Annotated in this window: 15 protein-coding genes; 9 read left to right on the forward strand and 6 right to left on the reverse strand. The window is 61.6% G+C overall.

Annotated features, from left to right (window positions below):
• Positions 1-155: 155 nt before the first annotated feature.
• The 4 genes from PSFL_RS18045 to PSFL_RS18060 all read left to right on the forward strand — a co-directional run bounded on the left by PSFL_RS18045 (position 156) and on the right by PSFL_RS18060 (position 4,935).
• Positions 156-497: a YceK/YidQ family lipoprotein gene (locus tag PSFL_RS18045; protein WP_397470344.1), complete on the forward strand. Its 342-nt coding sequence runs from the start codon at positions 156-158 to the stop codon at positions 495-497.
• Between the two features lie 151 nt (positions 498-648).
• Positions 649-2,403: a carbamoyltransferase gene (locus PSFL_RS18050; protein ID WP_057437314.1), complete on the forward strand. Its 1,755-nt coding sequence runs from the start codon at positions 649-651 to the stop codon at positions 2,401-2,403.
• Positions 2,396-3,301, forward strand: a complete 906-nt coding sequence (locus tag PSFL_RS18055; RefSeq protein ID WP_057437703.1) for a glycosyltransferase family A protein — start codon at positions 2,396-2,398, stop codon at positions 3,299-3,301. Before PSFL_RS18050 ends, PSFL_RS18055 begins: the two co-directional genes overlap by 8 nt.
• A gap of 245 nt (positions 3,302-3,546) precedes the next feature.
• A complete protein-coding gene (locus PSFL_RS18060) occupies positions 3,547-4,935 on the forward strand; it encodes a hypothetical protein (protein WP_397470345.1) in 1,389 nt (462 codons plus the stop codon).
• A gap of 2 nt (positions 4,936-4,937) precedes the next feature.
• Here PSFL_RS18060 and PSFL_RS18065 read toward each other — a convergent pair whose 3' ends face one another.
• The gene (locus PSFL_RS18065; RefSeq protein WP_169989278.1) at positions 4,938-5,594 is read right to left on the reverse strand and encodes a phosphotransferase; all 657 of its coding nucleotides are present in this window, start codon (positions 5,592-5,594) and stop codon (positions 4,938-4,940) included.
• Between the two features lie 124 nt (positions 5,595-5,718).
• Here PSFL_RS18065 and msbA point away from each other — a divergent pair, with 124 nt between their 5' ends.
• The 3 genes from msbA (at position 5,719) to PSFL_RS18080 (ending at position 10,021) form a co-directional block, all read left to right on the forward strand.
• Positions 5,719-7,539 carry a lipid A export permease/ATP-binding protein MsbA gene (gene msbA, locus PSFL_RS18070; protein ID WP_397470346.1) on the forward strand — a complete coding sequence of 607 codons (1,821 nt, stop codon included), beginning with the start codon at positions 5,719-5,721 and terminating at the stop codon, positions 7,537-7,539.
• Between the two features lie 105 nt (positions 7,540-7,644).
• Positions 7,645-9,081 carry a bifunctional D-glycero-beta-D-manno-heptose-7-phosphate kinase/D-glycero-beta-D-manno-heptose 1-phosphate adenylyltransferase HldE gene (gene hldE, locus PSFL_RS18075; RefSeq protein ID WP_115129349.1) on the forward strand — a complete coding sequence of 479 codons (1,437 nt, stop codon included), beginning with the start codon at positions 7,645-7,647 and terminating at the stop codon, positions 9,079-9,081.
• Positions 9,082-9,091: 10 nt separating this feature from the next.
• Positions 9,092-10,021 carry an NAD-dependent epimerase/dehydratase family protein gene (locus PSFL_RS18080; protein WP_057437323.1) on the forward strand — a complete coding sequence of 310 codons (930 nt, stop codon included), beginning with the start codon at positions 9,092-9,094 and terminating at the stop codon, positions 10,019-10,021.
• 27 nt (positions 10,022-10,048) lie between these two features.
• Here the strand turns inward: PSFL_RS18080 and PSFL_RS18085 are convergent, their stop codons facing one another.
• From PSFL_RS18085 to PSFL_RS18100, 4 genes are all read right to left on the reverse strand, one after another.
• Positions 10,049-11,014 (reverse strand): metal ABC transporter ATPase, encoded by a 966-nt coding sequence (locus PSFL_RS18085; RefSeq protein ID WP_397470347.1) that lies wholly within the window; start codon positions 11,012-11,014, stop codon positions 10,049-10,051.
• Positions 11,015-11,055: 41 nt separating this feature from the next.
• Entirely contained in the window at positions 11,056-11,868 is an 813-nt protein-coding gene (locus PSFL_RS18090) for an aldo/keto reductase (RefSeq protein ID WP_115127239.1), read from the reverse strand.
• Complete coding sequence (locus PSFL_RS18095; protein WP_169959893.1) at positions 11,865-13,040, reverse strand: FAD-binding oxidoreductase; 1,176 nt, start codon at positions 13,038-13,040, stop codon at positions 11,865-11,867. Before PSFL_RS18095 ends, PSFL_RS18090 begins: the two co-directional genes overlap by 4 nt.
• A gap of 85 nt (positions 13,041-13,125) precedes the next feature.
• Entirely contained in the window at positions 13,126-13,461 is a 336-nt protein-coding gene (locus tag PSFL_RS18100; protein WP_057437331.1) for a multidrug efflux SMR transporter, read from the reverse strand.
• Positions 13,462-13,564: 103 nt separating this feature from the next.
• Between PSFL_RS18100 and PSFL_RS18105 the strand changes: the two genes are divergently transcribed.
• Both PSFL_RS18105 and waaA read left to right on the forward strand, forming a co-directional pair.
• Positions 13,565-14,455, forward strand: coding sequence for a LysR family transcriptional regulator (locus tag PSFL_RS18105; protein WP_057958130.1), 891 nt, complete (start codon positions 13,565-13,567; stop codon positions 14,453-14,455).
• A 23-nt stretch (positions 14,456-14,478) separates the two neighbouring features.
• Positions 14,479-15,756 (forward strand): lipid IV(A) 3-deoxy-D-manno-octulosonic acid transferase, encoded by a 1,278-nt coding sequence (gene waaA / locus PSFL_RS18110; RefSeq protein ID WP_120731372.1) that lies wholly within the window; start codon positions 14,479-14,481, stop codon positions 15,754-15,756.
• Positions 15,757-16,698: 942 nt separating this feature from the next.
• Here the strand turns inward: waaA and PSFL_RS18115 are convergent.
• On the reverse strand, positions 16,699-18,138 hold the full coding sequence (locus PSFL_RS18115; protein WP_115127242.1) for a TolC family outer membrane protein: 1,440 nt from the start codon (positions 18,136-18,138) through the stop codon (positions 16,699-16,701).
• Positions 18,139-18,244: the final 106 nt, after the last annotated feature.

Consider the following 18,244-nt stretch of genomic DNA (forward strand, 5'->3'; position numbering starts at 1 on the left):
CAACTTCCATGACGCGCAGCGCCGGCGCGGAAAAAAGGGCGCGAGTTTAACGATTCTGCGTGGCGTTTCCGAAGAATATTCCCGCAAAATACCGGCATATTCGTCTTACGCCATCTTGGGTTAGGCTGTCCGCTCCATGCCAAAGAGGGTTGCCCGTGAATCCTACAAACATTCTGCTGCTTGCCGCCATTGTCCTTTCGACCACTGCCTGCGGCACCCTCGACACGGTGTTTCGCGAAGACGCAGTAGCCAGCCAGAAACTCAAGGACCTGCGCAGCCACTGCGAGAGCGTGCCCCGTATCTACAGCGGGGTGGTGTATGACTTCTGCTCCCTGAATGGCGAACCCAACGGCAAGAAAAGCCTGGAAGACCAGCAGATTGCCTCGGTGCCCTGGATTGCCATTGATTTTGCCCTGTCGGGCGTCCTCGATACTTTGGTACTGCCCTACACCGTCTACCGACAGAGCCGCGATGGCAGTATCGAGATTTTCCGATGATGCCTCTTGTTTCTCCCTGCCATTTGCGGCTAGAGGCGTTTTGCCGCTTTTAAGCTATAATCCCGCCCTTTAGCTTTTCTCGCTGAGGCGAGGGGCACACATTTTTTCAGGCGCCAGCGCCTGCATGCAGACTAAAAGAGGCTAGACCCCAGTGGCATTGACGATTCTTGGCCTGTCCGGCGCCCTTAGCCATGATCCCTCCGCAGCCCTGTATATCGACGGCAAGCTGATCGCGGCCGCCGAAGAAGAGCGCTTCGTACGCGATAAACATGCAAAGAACCGCATGCCCTACGAATCGGCGAAGTTCTGCCTGGAACAGGCTGGCATCAAACCCTCCGACGTTGATGTGGTGGCGATCCCGTTTGCCCCGATCAGCTTGTTCGGCGAGGCTCGCTGGCACTATGCCAAGCGTTACTGGTACGCCCCGGACCGCGCCCTTGACGCGATCCTGATGGGCAACCGGCGCTACAAGCGCTATCGCAACAAGATTGTCTGGTGCCTGGAGCAACTGGGCTTCGATCCGAAGAAGATCAAGATCGAGCCGGTTGAACACCACCTGGCCCACGCCTCCAGCGCCTATCACTGCTCGGGCTTCCAGGAGAAGACCGCGATCCTCGGGATCGACGGTAAAGGCGAGTACGCCACGACCTTCTTCGGTTATGGCGAGAACGGCAAGATCCACAAGATCAAAGAATTCTACGATCCGGACTCCCTGGGCGGCCTGTACGGCGCGATCACCGAGTTCCTCGGTTTCGAGATGCTCGACGGCGAGTTCAAGGTCATGGGCATGGCACCCTATGGCGATGCCAGCAAGTACGATTTCTCGCGCCTGGCCTCTTTTGAAAATGGCGAGCTGGTGATCAACACCGACTACGCCAACGTCATCGGCCTGCGCCGCTATAAAGAGAAGGGCAAGGGCTTCTACTTCTCGCCAAAACTGATCGAGTGGCTGGGCCCCAAGCGCGAAGGCGACATCGCCGACGAGCCGTACATCCACTACGCGGCCAGCATGCAAGCGCTGTTCGAGAAGCTGTCGTTGCAGATGATCGACCATTACCTGGGCGATATCCTCAAAGAAACCGGCAAGCTGGCCTTCGCCGGCGGCTGCGCGTTGAACGTCAAGTTGAACCAGAAGATCATTGCCCGCGACGACGTCAAGGAGCTGTTCGTGCAGCCGGCGTCCGGCGATGCCGGTACCGCCGTGGGTGCTGCGGCCTATGTGTCCCATGCCCGTGGGGTACCGGTAGAGAAGATGGAGCACGTCTATCTCGGCCCGTCCTACAGCAACGAAGAAGTGATTGCCGCGTGTGCCAAGCACCCGAGCAAGCCGAAGTGGCGCCAGATCGACGATATGCCCAAGCGCATCGCCCAGATCATGGTCGACGGCAACCCGGTGGCCTGGTTCCAGGGACGCATGGAGTTCGGTCCGCGTGCCTTGGGCGGTCGTTCGATCATCGGTTGCCCGAGCGCCGTGGGCGTGGCTGACCGGATCAACCACCAGATCAAGTTCCGCGAGCGCTGGAGGCCTTTCTGCCCGTCGATGCTCGACACCGTGGCCCCGCAGATGATCAAGGTCGATCACCCGGCCCCGTTCATGACCTTCACCTTTGAAGTGGCCGAAGAGTGGAAAACCCGCGTGCCGGAAGTGGTCCATGAAGATGGCACCTCTCGCGCCCAGGTGCTCAAGCGCGAGTACAACCCGCGCTACTACGACATGATGAAAGAGCTGGAAGTGCTGACCGGCAACGGTGTGTCCCTGAACACCTCGCTCAACCGCCGTGGCGAAGCGATGATCTGCTCGCCGACCGACGCCCTGAACATGTTCTTCGGCTCCGACCTGCAGTACCTGATCATGGAAGACATCCTGGTCGTCAAAGATGGTGTGGAAGGGCAAGCCGTTGACTGAAGCACTGATTGGCGTCGTCATCCCTGCCTACAACTACGCGCGCACCCTGGGGCGCGCGGTTGAGTCGGTGCTGGCGCAACTCGACGAAGCTGATGCGCAGTTGTTGGTGATTGATGACGGCTCTACCGACGATACGCCGCAGGTGCTGGACGCTCTGCTGGCCAAGCATCCCGGACGCTTCCAGGTGCTGCGCAAGCCCAATGGCGGCCTGGCCTCGGTGCGCAATCGTGGCATTGAGGAGTCTGCGGGCCAGTACCTGATGTTCCTGGACGCCGATGATGAAATGGCCCCGGGCGCCCTGGCCCTGGTTGCGCAGCATATTGCTGCTCACCCGGATAGCCGCCTGATCATCGGTGGCCACTGGTCGGTATTTGAAGATGGCAAGCGCCGCCTGCATGCCGTCAAGCCGTTGCCTGCGACGCCTTATCTGCGGGTGCGCGGGTATTTGCTGGACAAGACCATCGCCATCTCCAATGGCGCCTGCGCCATGCACCGGGAGATTTTTGCGGTAGGCAACTACCCGGAGCGCATGCGCAACGCCGAGGATATCCCGGTGTTTGCCCAGGCCCTGGCGCGCGTGCCCTGCACGGTTATCGACCAGCCGCTGGCGTTGGTCTACAAACATGCGGACAGCTTGCGGCATGACATCAAGCACAGTGTGGCGGCAGGCGTGAGTCTGGTTGACGAGGTGTTTTCGCCAGTGCGTATGCCGGCAGAGTTGCAAGGCTTGCGCAGTGCGTTTCTCGCGCAGCGCTGCCTGTCTTTGTTTCGCAATTGCTTCAGTGCTGGGGAGTACACGCTTGCCAGGCAGTTTTACTGCCAGGCGGTGCGTACAGACTGGCGCGCCCTGACGCGTTGGTCGTACACACGCAAGGCGCTTCAGCTGATGTTCAAGTAAGCGTTTTGTAGCCTGTTACGCTACGCCTGGAATGACCTATGAAGCGCCTGAGTTGATTGCAATGATCGGGCGTTGGTTTTTTTGTGGCGTGGTGGTTTTTCTGGAACATATGTTTTCAAATCTTGTGCACACGATGTGACGCCAGGTTTTAAGGGGGGGGTGTGGTTGGTTTCGGCAGTAAGTTGTGGGCCCGGGTTTTGAGTGTTGTCGTCGAACATCCCGTTCGAGTGGCATTTTTCGGGAGTTTGCTGCTATCCCTGATCGCCGTATTGGGCGCCGCGACAGTCGGGCGTGATGCGGCGTTCTACCTGACCATTGCCCAGGACGCTCACGTCCACGGCCCGAAAGCCGCCTTTGCCCTGTTCAACTGGCCCTGGTTCTCCCTGCTCCTGGCGGGCACCCATTCGGTTACAGCCCTGCCCATAGAGCTGAGTGCTTACTTGTGGTGTTCGCTGTTTGCCGCCGGGACTTGTGCCCTGCTGGTTGACTGCGTTCGCCAGCGCTCGGTGCAGGTTGCGCCCTGGGCGTGCCTGGTGGTGTTGGCGATGCCGGCGTTCAACCAGTTTCGTGGCGAGATCCTGCGTGAGTTCGGCTTCTGGTTTTTCTGCACCCTGACGCTCTGGCTGGCCATGCGTTGGCAGGCCCGAGGGGGTTGGCTGCGTGCGTCAACCATCCACCTGGCAATTGTCGCGGCGGCAGCCTTCCGGCTGGAAGCGTTGTTGCTGTTGCCTGCGCTGGGCTTATGGCAGTTGCCTGGCCTGTGGCTGCGTGAGCGGCGCCTGGCGCTCCTGCAGTTTGTTGCGCTACCGCTGCTCGGCGTGGTGGCGGGGATGGTACTGGTCTCGGCAACCGGTGGTTTTTCATCGGCGCGCGTTGCCTACTATATGGACCTGATCAACCCGAGCAGTGTCCTGGCGTCATTTGATTTGCTGCGCGAGCAGTTCGCCAACTCGCTGATCAACAAGTACTCCCAGGATGAAGCCGGACGCATCATCTTTTTTGGCATCCTGGCGGCCATGGCCATCAGCTTTGTGAATATTTGCGGTCCGTTTGCCGTGCCGTTTTTACGGGGCCGCAATTGGCAGGCGATCAAGCGCTACTGGCATGAATACCGGCCTTTTGCCTGGGCGGCGGTGTTGTACCTGCTGGTATTGTTGTTGTTCTTTATCCAGCAGCAGTTCATGAACGTGCGCTACATGAGCTTCTTGAACCTGCTGTTGGTGCCGGCGCTGGCGATGGCGCTGCAGATGTTTGCCCAGCAGTTCCCGCGCCTGGGCAAGGCGCTGGTGGCGATATGCCTATTGGTGATGCTGTCCAATGTGGTGTCCACCGGGCCGGGCAAGGTCCAGTACGTCGAGGCGGGGCGCTGGATGGCGGCGAATGTCGAGCCGGATGTGCCTGCTTACTTCGATGATGGTCGTATCGGCTATTACGCTGGACGGGGTTATCTGCTCAAGCAATTGACGCGGGAGGTGGCAATGTCACCGGCCTATGCGGATAAATTCCGCTACTTCCTGATCGAAGCCCGCGGTAACGAGCCCTGGCTCACCAGCTGGCTGGCCGAGCGCAACCTGCGCATCGTCGAGCGCTTCGCCAATCGCCGAGGCGCCACGGTACTGGTCATCACCCAGTGAGATCAGTCCAGTAATTGCCGCAGGCGCTCAATCAACGGCGCCTGTTGACTGCCTGCCGGCAAGCCCTGGCGATAGCCATCGAAAAAGGCTTGCCCGGCATCATCGCCCAGCAGCCACTGGCGGTCCTCAGGGTAGCGTCGCAGGTGGCTGAAGTTACGCAGGCGCTTGCTCTGGCTCAGGGGGGCGGTCTGGCAACTCAGGTCGGCAATGTCGATCAGCCCCAGGGTGTTTTCCGGTGTCAGGACCACGTTGCCAAAGTGCAGCGAGCGAAAGTACACGCCCTTCTCATGCAATTGCGCAATGAAGCTGCCAAGACGCACACGCAGGGCGTCGGCCTCGGTTTTGGCAAGCTGCAACTGGCGGATGGTTTCTCCGGCCAGCGGGCTGTAGTACACCGCATCCCGCGCAATGCTGGGGATGCGATACACCGCAATGATGCGCGGGCAGGGGATATCCCGTTGCTGCAGGGCGCGGGTGTTGTTGGCGAAACGTTGTGCATACGGGTAGAACAGCGCCGAACTGAGCAGGCGCTTGCGCCGGAACAGTTTGAGCATGCAACCATCGGTCAACCGGAGCACCTTGTCGCCAGAACCATCGGCTTCCAGCACCTGCGCGCCGGCGCGCAGTGCCTCATAGGTGTTGTGATCGATTACTTGCATGCCTGACTCCCATCAATAGCCGGTTATCTTAACCGACTTGGTGCAAGGCTGGCCCCTGCTCATGTTTTTTGGGCTGAAGAGGCCTGTGATATGATCCGCGCCTTACTGATTTGCGCGGATTCCCATGAGCAGTCCTGAACCGAAAACCCAGTCGACGCTGGCGATTTACTTTCGCCTCCTGACTTACGTACGGCCTTATGTGGGTCTGTTCATCCTGAGTATCGTCGGGTTCCTGATCTTCGCATCGACCCAGCCGATGCTCGCTTATATCCTCAAATATTTCGTCGATGGCCTGGCGAACCCCGAGGCCAGTCTGTTCCCCGGCAACCCCTATCTGGGCAAGTTGCAGTTGCTGGAAACCGTGCCGCTGATGATCGTGCTGATCGCGGCCTGGCAGGGCGTAGGTTCGTTCCTCGGCAACTTCTTCCTGGCCCGGGTTTCCCTGGGGCTGGTCCACGACCTGCGTGTAGTGCTGTTCAACAAGCTGTTGGAGTTGCCCAACCGCTTCTTTGACAAGAACAACTCCGGCCATCTGATCTCGCGCATTACCTTTAACGTGACCATGGTTACCGGCGCTGCCACCGATGCGATCAAGGTGGTTATCCGTGAAGGCATGACCGTGATTTTCCTGTTCTGCACCCTGGTGTGGATGAACTGGAAACTGACCCTGGTGATGCTGGCGATCCTGCCGGTGATCGGCATGATGGTGAATAGCACCAGCCGTAAATTTCGCAAGCAAAGCAAGAAAATCCAGGTGTCCATGGGCGACGTGACCCATGTGGCATCCGAGACGATCCACGGCTACCGCGTGGTCCGCAGCTTTGGCGGTGAGCAGTATGAAAAGGTGCGCTTCAAGCAGGCGAGCCTGAGCAACACCGAGAAGCAACTGGCGATGACCAAGACCGGCGCGGTGTACACGCCGATGTTGCAGTTGGTGACCTACAGTGCGATGGCCGTGGTCATGTTCCTGGTCCTGTATTTGCGTGGCGATGCCTCGCCGGGTGATCTGGTGGCCTACATCACCATGGCTGGCTTGTTGCCTAAGCCGATTCGCCAGCTTTCCGAAGTCAGCTCGACCATCCAGAAGGGTGTGGCGGGTGCCGAAAGTATTTTCGAGCAGTTGGATGAGCCGGTAGAAGTTGACCAGGGCGTGATTGAACATGAGCGTCTGGCGGGGCGCATTGAAGTGCGCAACCTCAGCTTCCAATACCCGGATAGCGACAAGAAGGTGCTCAACGACATCAGCTTTATCGTCGAGCCTGGGCAAATGGTCGCATTGGTAGGGCGTTCGGGCAGCGGAAAATCCACCCTGGCGGGTTTGATCCCACGCTTCTATCAGCACGAACAGGGGCAGATTCTGCTCGATGGCGTACGCGTGCAGGATTTCACCCTGCGTAACCTGCGCCGGCAAATCGCCCTGGTGACCCAGCAGGTCACCTTGTTCAACGACACCGTGACCAACAACATCGCCTATGGCGACCTGGCCGGCGCGCCCACCGACGCGGTGCATCATGCCGCTCGCGAAGCCTATGCCGATGAGTTCATCGTGAAGATGCCCCAGGGCTATGAAACCCTGGTGGGCGAGAACGGCGTGTTGCTGTCCGGTGGCCAGCGCCAACGCATCGCGATTGCCCGGGCCCTGCTCAAGGATGCGCCGCTGTTGATTCTCGACGAGGCCACCTCGGCCCTGGATACCGAGTCCGAGCGCCATATCCAGGCCGCCCTGGACCATGTGGTGAAGAACCGCACGACCCTGGTGATTGCCCACCGCCTGAGCACCATCGAGAAAGCCGACCTGATCCTGGTGATGGATGACGGCCAGATTGTCGAGCGCGGCACCCACGTTGAGTTGCTGGCGAAGAATGGCTACTACGCGCGGTTGCACGCCAAGGAGTTCGAAGAAGGTGACCCGGTGACGCCCTCCCACGTGACAGATGCCTATTGAGGCGCCATTGCAGCCAGGCTGGCATTGACCGCCAGGATTGAATCGGTCGATGCTTTTCCCTGTGCTAATATCGCGCCCCTGTTCATTTTGTATGTGGGTTGCTCCATGAAGTTGTCCATGCCGCGATTCGATCAAGCCCCTGTCTTGGTGGTCGGCGATGTCATGCTCGACCGTTACTGGCATGGCGGTACCTCACGGATTTCCCCTGAGGCACCGGTACCGGTAGTCAAGGTCGAGCAAATCGAAGACCGTCCAGGTGGCGCCGCCAACGTTGCCCTTAACATCGCCGCGCTCGGCGCCCCGGCCTCCCTGGTTGGCGTGACCGGCGACGACGAAGCCGCCGACAGCCTGACCAACAGCCTGCGCGGCGCTGGCGTGCGTGCGTTGTTCCAGCGCATTGCCCACCAGCCGACCATCGTCAAGCTGCGGGTCATGAGCCGTCACCAGCAATTGCTGCGTATCGACTTTGAAGAACCCTTTGCCACCGACGCCCTGGCCCTTAGTGACCAGGTCGACGCGTTGCTTGAAGGCATCAAGGTGCTGGTGCTGTCGGACTACGGCAAAGGCGCACTGAAAAACCACCAGGTGCTGATCCAGGCTGCCAAGGCCCGGGGCATCCCGGTGCTGGCCGATCCCAAGGGCAAGGACTTCTCGGTCTACCGGGGCGCCAGCCTGATCACGCCGAATCTCAGCGAATTTGAAACCATCGTCGGCGGCTGCGTCGATGAGCACGACTTGGTGAGCAAAGGCGCAAGCCTGATGGCCGACCTCGACCTCGGCGCGTTGCTGGTGACCCGTGGCGAACACGGCATGACCCTGCTGCGCCCCGGTCACCCGGCCATGCACCTGCCTGCGCGAGCGCGGGAAGTGTTCGACGTCACCGGCGCCGGCGACACCGTTATCTCCACCCTGGCGGCGGCGATCGCCGCCGGCGAGGAGTTGCCCCACGCGGTGGCCCTGGCCAACCTGGCGGCGAGCATCGTGGTCGGCAAACTGGGTACGGCGTCCATCAGCGCCCCGGAACTGCGTCGCGCGATCCAGCGTGAGGAAGGTTCGGAGCGTGGCGTGTTGAGCCTTGAGCAGTTGCTGCTGGCGATTGACGATGCCCGCGCCCATAACGAAAGCATTGTCTTCACCAACGGTTGCTTCGACATCCTGCATGCTGGCCATGTGACTTACCTGGAGCAGGCTCGCGCCCAGGGTGATCGCCTGATCGTGGCGATCAACGACGATGCTTCGGTCAGTCGCCTCAAAGGCCCTGGCCGGCCGATCAACAGCGTGGATCGGCGCATGGCGGTGCTGGCTGGGTTAGGCGCGGTGGACTGGGTGATCAGCTTCTCCGAGGGCACCCCGGAAAACCTGTTGGCCCAGGTCAAGCCAGATGTATTGGTCAAGGGCGGGGATTACTCGGTCGACCAGGTGGTCGGTGCCGATATCGTCAATGCCTATGGCGGCAAGGTCAAAGTCCTGGGATTGGTGGAGAACAGCTCGACCACCGCGATTGTCGATAAAATTCGTCAAACCAACGATGCCGCCCGATAGGTTTACCGCTATGTCTGATGCTCTCGTACTGATTACCGGCGGCGCTGGTTTTATCGGCTCCAATCTGGTCGATGCACTGCTAGCCAAGGGCTATGCGGTGCGCGTGCTGGATAACCTGTCCACCGGCAAGCGCAGTAACCTGCCATTGGATAACCCGCGCCTGCAACTGCTCGAAGGCGATGTGGCCGATGCCGCACTGGTCGCTCGCGCAGCGGTGGGGGCGACGGCGGTGGTGCATCTGGCGGCGGTTGCTTCGGTGCAGGCGTCGGTGGATGACCCGGTCAGTACGCACCAGAGCAACTTCGTGGGCAGCCTGAATGTCTGCGAGGCCATGCGCCAGGCTGGGGTCAAGCGCGTGGTGTTTGCCTCCAGTGCGGCGGTGTATGGCAATAACGGCGAAGGCGACTCGATCGACGAGCAAACCGCCAAGGCACCGTTGACGCCATATGCCTCGGACAAGCTGGCCAGCGAGCACTACTTTGACTTCTATCGCCGCCAGCATGGCCTGGAGCCGGTGATTTTCCGCTTCTTCAATATTTTTGGCCCGCGCCAGGATCCGTCATCGCCGTATTCCGGGGTGATCAGCATCTTCAGCGAGCGCGCGCAAAAAGGCCTGCCGATTGCCGTATTCGGCGACGGTGAGCAAACCCGTGACTTCATGTACGTCGGGGATCTGGTAGCGGTGCTGGTGCAGGCTGTGGAAATGGCGGATGCCCCCCTGGGCGCGATCAATGTCGGCTGGAACCACACCACCACCCTCAAGCAGTTGCTGCAGGCGCTGTCGGAAATCATCGGCTCGTTGCCGGCTGTCAGCTACACAGAGCCGCGCTCGGGGGATATCCGGCACTCCAGAGCCAACAACCAGCGCTTGGCGGCAAGCTTCACATTGCCTGAGCCGACGCCGCTGAAGGTTGGTCTGGAGCGACTACTCAACCAGTAGGTACCGCTCGCCACAGGCGGGGCTGCTTCAGCGACCCGGCTTCTTCGGCACCATCTTGCGCAAGATCTGCCTGGCCCGCCCGGTCAATTGCTTCAACTTCGATTCCTTCTCCGGCGCGCTCAGGCCCTGTTGCCTGAGCCAGTCCTTCCAGCGGATCCGCTCATCGCGCACCAACCAGCCCTCCTGCTGGGCAAAACTCTCCGCCAGGTACAACCCACGGGTGCTCGCCGGGATCAGTTGATCCTTCTTCAGGGTATACAGCTCGGCGCACGGCTGGCCGTCCTTCAGGGGCATCAGGTACAAATCCGGGCGCTGGCGGTCCAGGCGCGCCACCAGTTGGTCGCCCTCCAGGCGTTCGTCCACATGGAACAGGCTCAAGGACTTGGCTTCCTTGGGCACCTCCAGGCGCAGGTCATAGATCAATTGCAGTGAGGCCGTCGGCAGGTGCACATAGGCCCGCGGGCGTTCGATCAACTGCATGCTGGCGCAGCGCACCGGGCGGGCGGCGCCGGACAGCGGCGACAGGCGAAACGGCAAGGCCTCGCGGTAGTGCAGGGCGCTGGAGTAGGGCGCCGGCAGCCAGGTGTCATTGAAACGTCCGCCGAGCCAGCCCTCCGGGGTTTCCAGCAGGCATTCCTCGGCGATTTCCTGGATAGCGGTGTGCAGCGGCAGGTTCAGTTCATGGGCTGGCACGTAGCCGGAGATCAGCTTGAGCACCACATCGCCACGGTCCTGCCGGCGCTGGCGGACTAACACCCAGTAATCGCGGTTTTGCCAATGCAGCGTCAGGCGCACCGACACCCCGAGGTTGGCCAGTTCCAGGGCAAAGCGTTCGGCGTCTGCCACGTCCACTGGCTTGCGCCGCTGCAGGGTCTGGGCAAAGTTGAGCGGCATGCCCACGCTCTGGTAGCTCAGGCCTTCGGGGGTGGCTTCGACGTACAGCGGCAGTGTTTTGAAGTTGCTGGGGTTTTTTCTTATGAGCGTTCGCGGCATGTCGGCTCCTTCTTGCGTCGGGGTCGGCCGCGTCGGCGGCATCAGGATTGGCGAATGATCTTGGCAGCGGTTGCCACATTATGGGCAAGGTGCAGCGGGTTGATGGTCCCGACAATAGCACTGGCCACGCCCGTTTGCGCAAACAACAAGGTGAAACTGGCGTGAATTGGATCCACTCCCGGCTCAAGGCAGGCATGGCCACTGGCCAGAGCCTTTTTCACCAGGATGCCTTTGCCATGGGCGGCGGCATAATCAATCACGGCTTTTTCGTTTTGCTCGCTCAGATTGTAGGTGACCATGGCGCAATCGCCTTGTTCCAGAGCCTTCACCCCGCCTTCGACGGTTTTGCCGGAGAAGCCGAAACCGCGAATCTTGCCCTCGCGCTTAAGCTCCGCCAGAGTCTGGTACACCTCGCAGTCGTTTAGGATATGCAAGTCGTTGCCGTCGGAATGCACCAGCACCAGGTCGATAAAATCCGTTTCCAGGCGTTTCAAGCTGCGCTCCACGGACAACCGGGTGTGGGCGGCACTGAAATCGTGATGGGACACGCCGTCGGCAAATTCTTCGCCGACCTTGCTGACAATCACCCAGTCCTGGCGCTGGCCTCGCAGCAACGGCCCCAGGCGCTCTTCGCTATGGCCGTAGGCGGGTGCGGTGTCGATCAGGTTGATCCCCAGCTCGCGGGCCTGGCGCAGCAACATGCGCGCTTCTTCATCATTGGGGATCTGGAAACCATTGGGGTACTTCACCCCCTGGTCGCGCCCCAGCTTCACGGTGCCCAGGCCCAGTGGCGACACCAGCAGGCCGGTGCTGCCCAGGGGGCGATGGAGGTCATGCAGGGTCGGTAGGCTCATGGCAACAATTGCTCCCAGGCAGGTTGGGCGATGGCCGGGCGCGGCAGTTCGGGCAGCGGTGTGCTTGGCGTTGGCTGGATGCCGTCACGTTGCAGGGCGCCGAGCACCCGGTCGGCGAAGTCCGGCGCCAGGGCCAGCTTGGTCGGCCAGCCCACCAGCAAGCGGCCCTGTTCGGCGAGGAACGCGTTGTCCGGCCGGGTCAGGCCCGTTTGCAGGGGCTCGGCGCGGTCTACCCGCAGGGTCGCCCATTGGGTCTGGCTCATGTCGATCCATGGCAGCAGGTGCGCCAGCTCCTTTTGCGCCGTGGCGATCTGCTCGGCGGGCGTGCGGTGCACACCTTCGGTCTCGGCAATATCACCGCCCATGTACCACACCCAATGGCCATCGGCGGCCGGGTGGGTGGTGATGGTGATCCGTGGCTTGGTGCCGCCACCCAGGCAGTGCGCGTACAGAGGTTTGAGGCCGGGGCCCTTGGCGATGATCATATGCAGCGGGCGTTTTTGCATGGCCGGCTGGCTCAGGCCCAGGGCCGTCAGCAGCTCGGCGGTGCCGCCGCCGGCACTCAGCACGATGCGCTGGGCGCGGATCGCCCGGCCATCGACTTTCAGGCCAACGAGGATGCCACCTTCCAGCAGCGGTTCGATCTGTTGCCCGGCGAGCAGGCCGTCGCCGGCCAATTGTGCCAGGCGCTCGATCAGGCTCGGCACGTCCACCACCAGTTCGGCCAGGCGATAGACCTTGCCCTTGAAGCGGCGGTCTTGCAGGGCCGGCGGCAAATCGTCGCCCTTGACCTGATCGACGCGGCCACGCACCGCCTTGCTGGCGAAGAAGCTGGTGAGGTTGCCGGCCAGGGTGCCCGGCGACCACAGGTAATGGGCCTGGGACAACAGGCGCACGCCCGTCAGGTCCAGCTCGCCAGTACCCGCCAGCGCTTCCCGCCAGCGTCGCGGCATATCGGCAATGGCTTCGGAGGCGCCGGTCAGGGCGCCATGCAGGGCGTACTTCGCACCGCCGTGAATGATCCCCTGGGACTTCACGCTCTGCCCGCCACCCAAGGTCGCGTTCTCCACCACAATCGTGGAGAACCCCTGGCTGCGCAGGCGCGCATTGAGCCAGAGGCCGGCAACCCCGGCGCCGACAATCAGGACGTCGGTGGAAATAACGGATGGCATGGGGCGACCTCAGTGTTCAGAACAAGAGGCCAAGTATACAGACTCGACAGCGGGATCTTTGCCCAGGATCAACAACTGTAGAAGGTCAGTGGCCCGCGGTTTTCGAAAACAACTGAATCACCACCACCCCCAGCACAATCATGCCCATCCCCAGCATCGCCGGCAGATCGAGTTTTTGCCCATAGATAAACAGCGCCGCGATGCTGACCATGACGATCCCCAGCCCCGCCCACACCGCGTAGGCCACGCCCACGGGCACGGTGCGCACCACCAGGGTCAGCATCCAGAATGCGACGCCATAGCCGACGATCACCAGCAGCAGGGGGATCGGCGTGCTCCAGCCCTTGATCGCTTTCATGGAAACGGTGGCGATCACTTCCGAGCAGATGGCAATGGCCAGGTAGTAGTAGGCGGCGTTCATGGGGTGTTCCTCGGAATTGGGGCGCGTAATAAGGCCGGCATTCTAGAGAATCCGCAGATGGGGTAAAGTCATTACCTATCCGAATTAAAGATGGGTTGAGCCGATGAGCGTGCAGTGGAATCTGGAGCAGATGCGTCTGTTTGTCAGCGTCGCCGAGCAGCGTTCGTTCTCGGCGGTGGCACGGGACCAGCGCAAGGCGCAATCGGCGGTGAGCAATGGCATCGCCCTGCTGGAGGCCGACCTGGGCGTGAGCCTGTTTGATCGCAGCAGCGGTCGTCAGCCACGCCTGACCGAGGCCGGCACGGTATTGCTGGAGGAAGCCCGGGAAGTGCTGCGCCAGTGTGAGCGCCTCAACGGCCGCGCCCTGTCCCTGATGCGCGGCGAAGAAGCGCGGCTGCGTCTGGCCCAGGACGAAGCCATGCTGTATCAGCCGGTACTCGACAGTCTTGAGGCGCTGGCCGGGAAATTTCCCAGCCTGGAGGTGCAGTTGTCCAGCACGGCTCAGGGCGATGTCGCTCGCAAGTTGGTGGAGCGCAAGGCCGACCTGGGGTTGCTGTTCTACCACGATCAGATCCCTGAGGCCCTTGAACGGCGGGTGGTCGGCAGTGTGGAAATGGTCACGGTGTGTGGCGTCGGGCACCCGCTGGCCAGGGGTGGGTTTGTCGATTGCCAGCGTTTGGCGCAGTTTCGCCAATTGCTGATGTCGACCCAGACCAGCGTCTACCCCGGCAGCGAGGCGGCCAGCCCCCAGGTATGGCGCGCCGACAGTTTCTACGTGCTGGCCGAATGGTTGGTGCGCGGCCTGGGCTGGGCCTGGTTGCCCCGGCATGTGGTGCAGTACCCGACGTATCAGGGGCAGATGGTCGAGTTGGACAGCGAGTGGACGCCGCCGGCCCTGGTGGTGGAATTGGTGTGGCGGCGCGATGAGCCCCTTGGTCCGGCGGCGCGCTTTCTGGCCGAACGTTTTACCGCGTGTTTGCAGGCGATCGGCTGAAAAAGCCGATAAACTCCGCCGCCATGAATAGAACTCTCTATAGCTGTCTGTTTTACCTGGCGCTGCCGTTGGTGGCCTTACGTCTATGGCTACGGGCCCGCAAGGCGCCGGCCTACGCCAAGCGCGTCAGCGAGCGCTTTTCCTACGGCTTGCCGGTACTCAAGCCCGGCGGGATCTGGGTGCACGCGGTGTCGGTGGGCGAGAGCATCGCCGCCGCGCCGATGATCCGCGGTTTGCTGGAGCGGCATCCACAGTTGCCGATCACCGTTACCTGCATGACGCCCACCGGTTCCGAGCGGATCCAGGCGCTGTTCGCCGATGAACCGCGCATCCAGCATTGCTACCTGCCTTACGATTTACCGTGTGCCGCCAAGCGTTTTCTGGACCGGGTGCAGCCCAGGCTTGCGGTCATCATGGAAACCGAATTGTGGCCCAACCATATTCATCAATGTGCCAAGCGCGGGATCCCCGTGGCCTTGGCCAATGCGCGGCTGTCGGCACGTTCGGCCAAGGGTTACGGGCGTTTCGCCAAGCTGACTGCGCCAATGCTGGCAGAAATGAGCCTGTTTGCCGTGCAGACCGCCACCGAGGCCGAGCGCTTCCGCAGCCTGGGCGCGCGCCCGGAAACAGTCGAAGTCACCGGCTCGATCAAGTTTGACCTGACCATCAACCCCGAACTGCTGGCGCGCGCCGCTGCGTTGCGCGAGCAATGGCAGGCCAGCGAGCGCCCGGTATGGATCGCCGCCAGTACCCACGAGGGCGAAGATGAAGTGGTGCTGGCTGCGCATCGGCAACTACTGGCCAGTTACCCCAACGCGCTGCTGATCCTGGTGCCCCGTCACCCGGAGCGGTTCAACGCAGTGCTGGAGCTTTGCCAACAGCAGGGTTTTGCTACGGTGCAGCGCTCCAGCGGCGCGCCGGTCGGTGCCGACACCTCGGTATTGCTCGGCGACACCATGGGCGAGCTGCTGTTTCTCTACGCCTTGGCCGATAGCGCCTTTGTCGGCGGCAGCCTGGTGCCCAATGGCGGGCACAACCTGCTGGAGCCGGCGGCGCTGGCCAAACCGGTGATCAGTGGCCCGCACCTGTTCAACTTCCTCGAAATCGCCGCGATGATGCGCGAGGCCGGAGCGTTGCAGGAAGTGGATGAGGCCGAGGGGTTGGCCGAGGTGGTGCGGCAGCTGTTCGAGCTACCGCAGGATGCGCGCAAGCGGGCGCTGGCGGGGCTTAAGGTGATGCAGGCTAATCAGGGCGCGTTGAAGCGTTTGCTCGATGGCTTGGACAGACTAATCAAACCCTGACCCCGCTCGGTCAAAAATGTGGGAGCTGGCTTGCTTGCGATAGCCATAGGTATCTACATAACTCTTTTATCTAGTGCTTATTGGGGTTGTGTACATATCCGTTGCTGCGGTTACGGCGGCTATTGGTTCCGCCCTTACGGCGGCTCACTTTGGAAAACCCCAAAGTAAGCAAAGGGCTCTTGCCCCACCACTCTGTGCCTCGCCTAGGCTCGGCATGCCCGCAGTCAGGCATTGCTCCGTGGGCCCGCCGCGATCGGCCATCCATGGCCGTGTCGCGGCTACCCCGGCATCCATGCCGGGGTGCCCACTGCGCAACACCTGCCTGCGGCCATCGTGGTTTAACGGGGCGCCTAAGATCAAAAGCCAAATCAAAAGCAGAGCAACAGCAAACCCAGAGCGCGAAGCTGCATTCCCCCCCTGTGGGAGCTGGCTTGCCTGCGATGGCGGTGTATCAGTCGATAAATGTATTGGCTGATGCACCGTCATCGCAGGCAAGCCCGCTCCCACAGGGTGACGCGCACGCCTCGAAGATCAGGTCGGCTGTCAGGCCGCCTCGCTTTGCTTTTGATCTGAGGCGCCCCGTTAAACCACGCTGGCCGTCATCCGATATTGATTTGGGGGGTAAACCGGCAGGACGCCGGTTTAGCCGCGCTGGGCCAGGGATGGCCCATCGCGGCGGCCCCCCAAATCAATGTCGGATGACGGGCACTCCGAGCCTGGGCGAGGTGCCGAGTGGTGGGGCAAGAGCCCTTTGCTTACTTTGGGGCTTTCCAAAGTGAGCCGCCGTAAGGGCGGAACCCTAAGTGGCCATGACCGCAGCAACGGATATGTACACAAACCTAAGAATCACTAAAGAGACGTGTAGATAAACCGAGGTGCCTGTATCGCGGGCAAGCCCGACTCCCACACCAGCCAACTCTCACACGGGTGTTGTGGCGTGGCTCAATTGTTGGGGCGGGCCTTCAGTTGTTCGGCCGCGGCCTTGGCCAGATCCGGCGGCAGGAAATCCTTGTCCGGGTTGTAGTCAGCCTTCAGGTACCGCGCCAGATCCTGCAGATCCCCCGGGTTCAACGTCCCCGCCGCCTGCTTCAAGCGCAGGTTGTCGAGGATGTAGTCATAACGGCTGTTGTTGTAGTTGCGCACCGAAGTGTACAGCTGGCGCTGGGCGTCGAGCACGTCGACGATATTGCGTGTGCCCACCTGGTAACCGATTTCCGTGGCTTCCACTGCGCTCTGGTTGGAGATGATCGACTGGCGGCGTGCCTGTACCTGTTCCACATCGGTGTTCACCGCGCGGTGCAGGTTGCGGGTGTTTTCCACCACCTGGCGGCGCAGGCCTTCGCGTTGCTGTTCGGTCTGGCCCAGGCGCGAATAGGATTCACGTACCTGGGAGCTGGTGAGGCCGCCGCTGTACAGCGGGATATTCAGGCGCAGGCCGATGGTGCGTTGCTCGACATCACCACGATAGGGCTGGCCGAACGCGTTGGGGTTGCTGAAACCGAGGGCGTCGTTGTCGCCTTTTTCGTATTGCGCCACCGCGTCCAGGGTCGGCGCGTGGCCGGCCTTGCGTTGCTTGAGGGTTTCTTCGGCAGCGGTGACCGCATAGTTGCTGGCCAGCAGGTTCAGGTTCTGCCGTCCGGCGGTGTCGACCCAGGCCTTGGCGTCATTCGGCGCTGGCGGCAAAACGGGCAGGGTGTGGACAATGCCCTGGATCGCGTTGTACTGGCGGTTGGTCAGGGTGATCAGCGCTTCAAACGCGTCATCCACCTGGCGCTGGGCGAGGATCCGGTTGGCCCGCGCGGTGTCGTAGCTGGCCTGGGATTGCAGCACGTCGGTCTTGTCCGACAGGCCCACGTCGAAACGCTCGTTGGACTGGTCCAGTTGGCGCTTGAAAGCGGCTTCTTCGGCCTTGGTCGAGGCCAGGTTGTCCTGGGCGCGCAGCACGGCAAAGTAGTTTTCCGCGCTTTGCAGGATCAGTTCCTGCTCGGTGGCCGACAGCTGCAGTGCGGCCTGTTCATTGACCGCTTCGGCCGCCTGCAACTGGAACCAGCGGTCGGCACGGAACAGTGGCTGGCTAAGGGTCGCACGCCAGGTGTGGGCGTCGCGATTGGCGGTGGCTGACGGGGTGTCGATCTGGGTGCGTACGTTGTTCACGTCGGCGCCGGCCGAAAGGTTGGGCAGCAAGCCGGCACGGGCCTGGGGCACCACTTCTTTTTGCGCGCCATATTGGGCGCGGGCGGCGGCCAGGTCGGCGTTGTTGTCCACCGCTTCCTGGTAGACGCTGACCAGGTCGGTTTTGGTCGACAAGGGCGCTTCTGCTGCCCAGACCATTCCATTGGTCGCACAAGACACGGCAAGAGCCAGTGAAAGTTTGCGCAGCATGAGGCGATCCCTAGATAAATATTACGACAATAATTTAGCGTTCAAGGCTACGACGAGCAATCCATAGCGTCAAGCCGCTGAGGCAGGAGCCGAGTGTAGTGGCCGT

This window comes from Pseudomonas sp. DD1 (assembly GCF_044510355.1).
In the GTDB taxonomy this organism is placed as follows: domain Bacteria; phylum Pseudomonadota; class Gammaproteobacteria; order Pseudomonadales; family Pseudomonadaceae; genus Aquipseudomonas; species Aquipseudomonas shahriarae.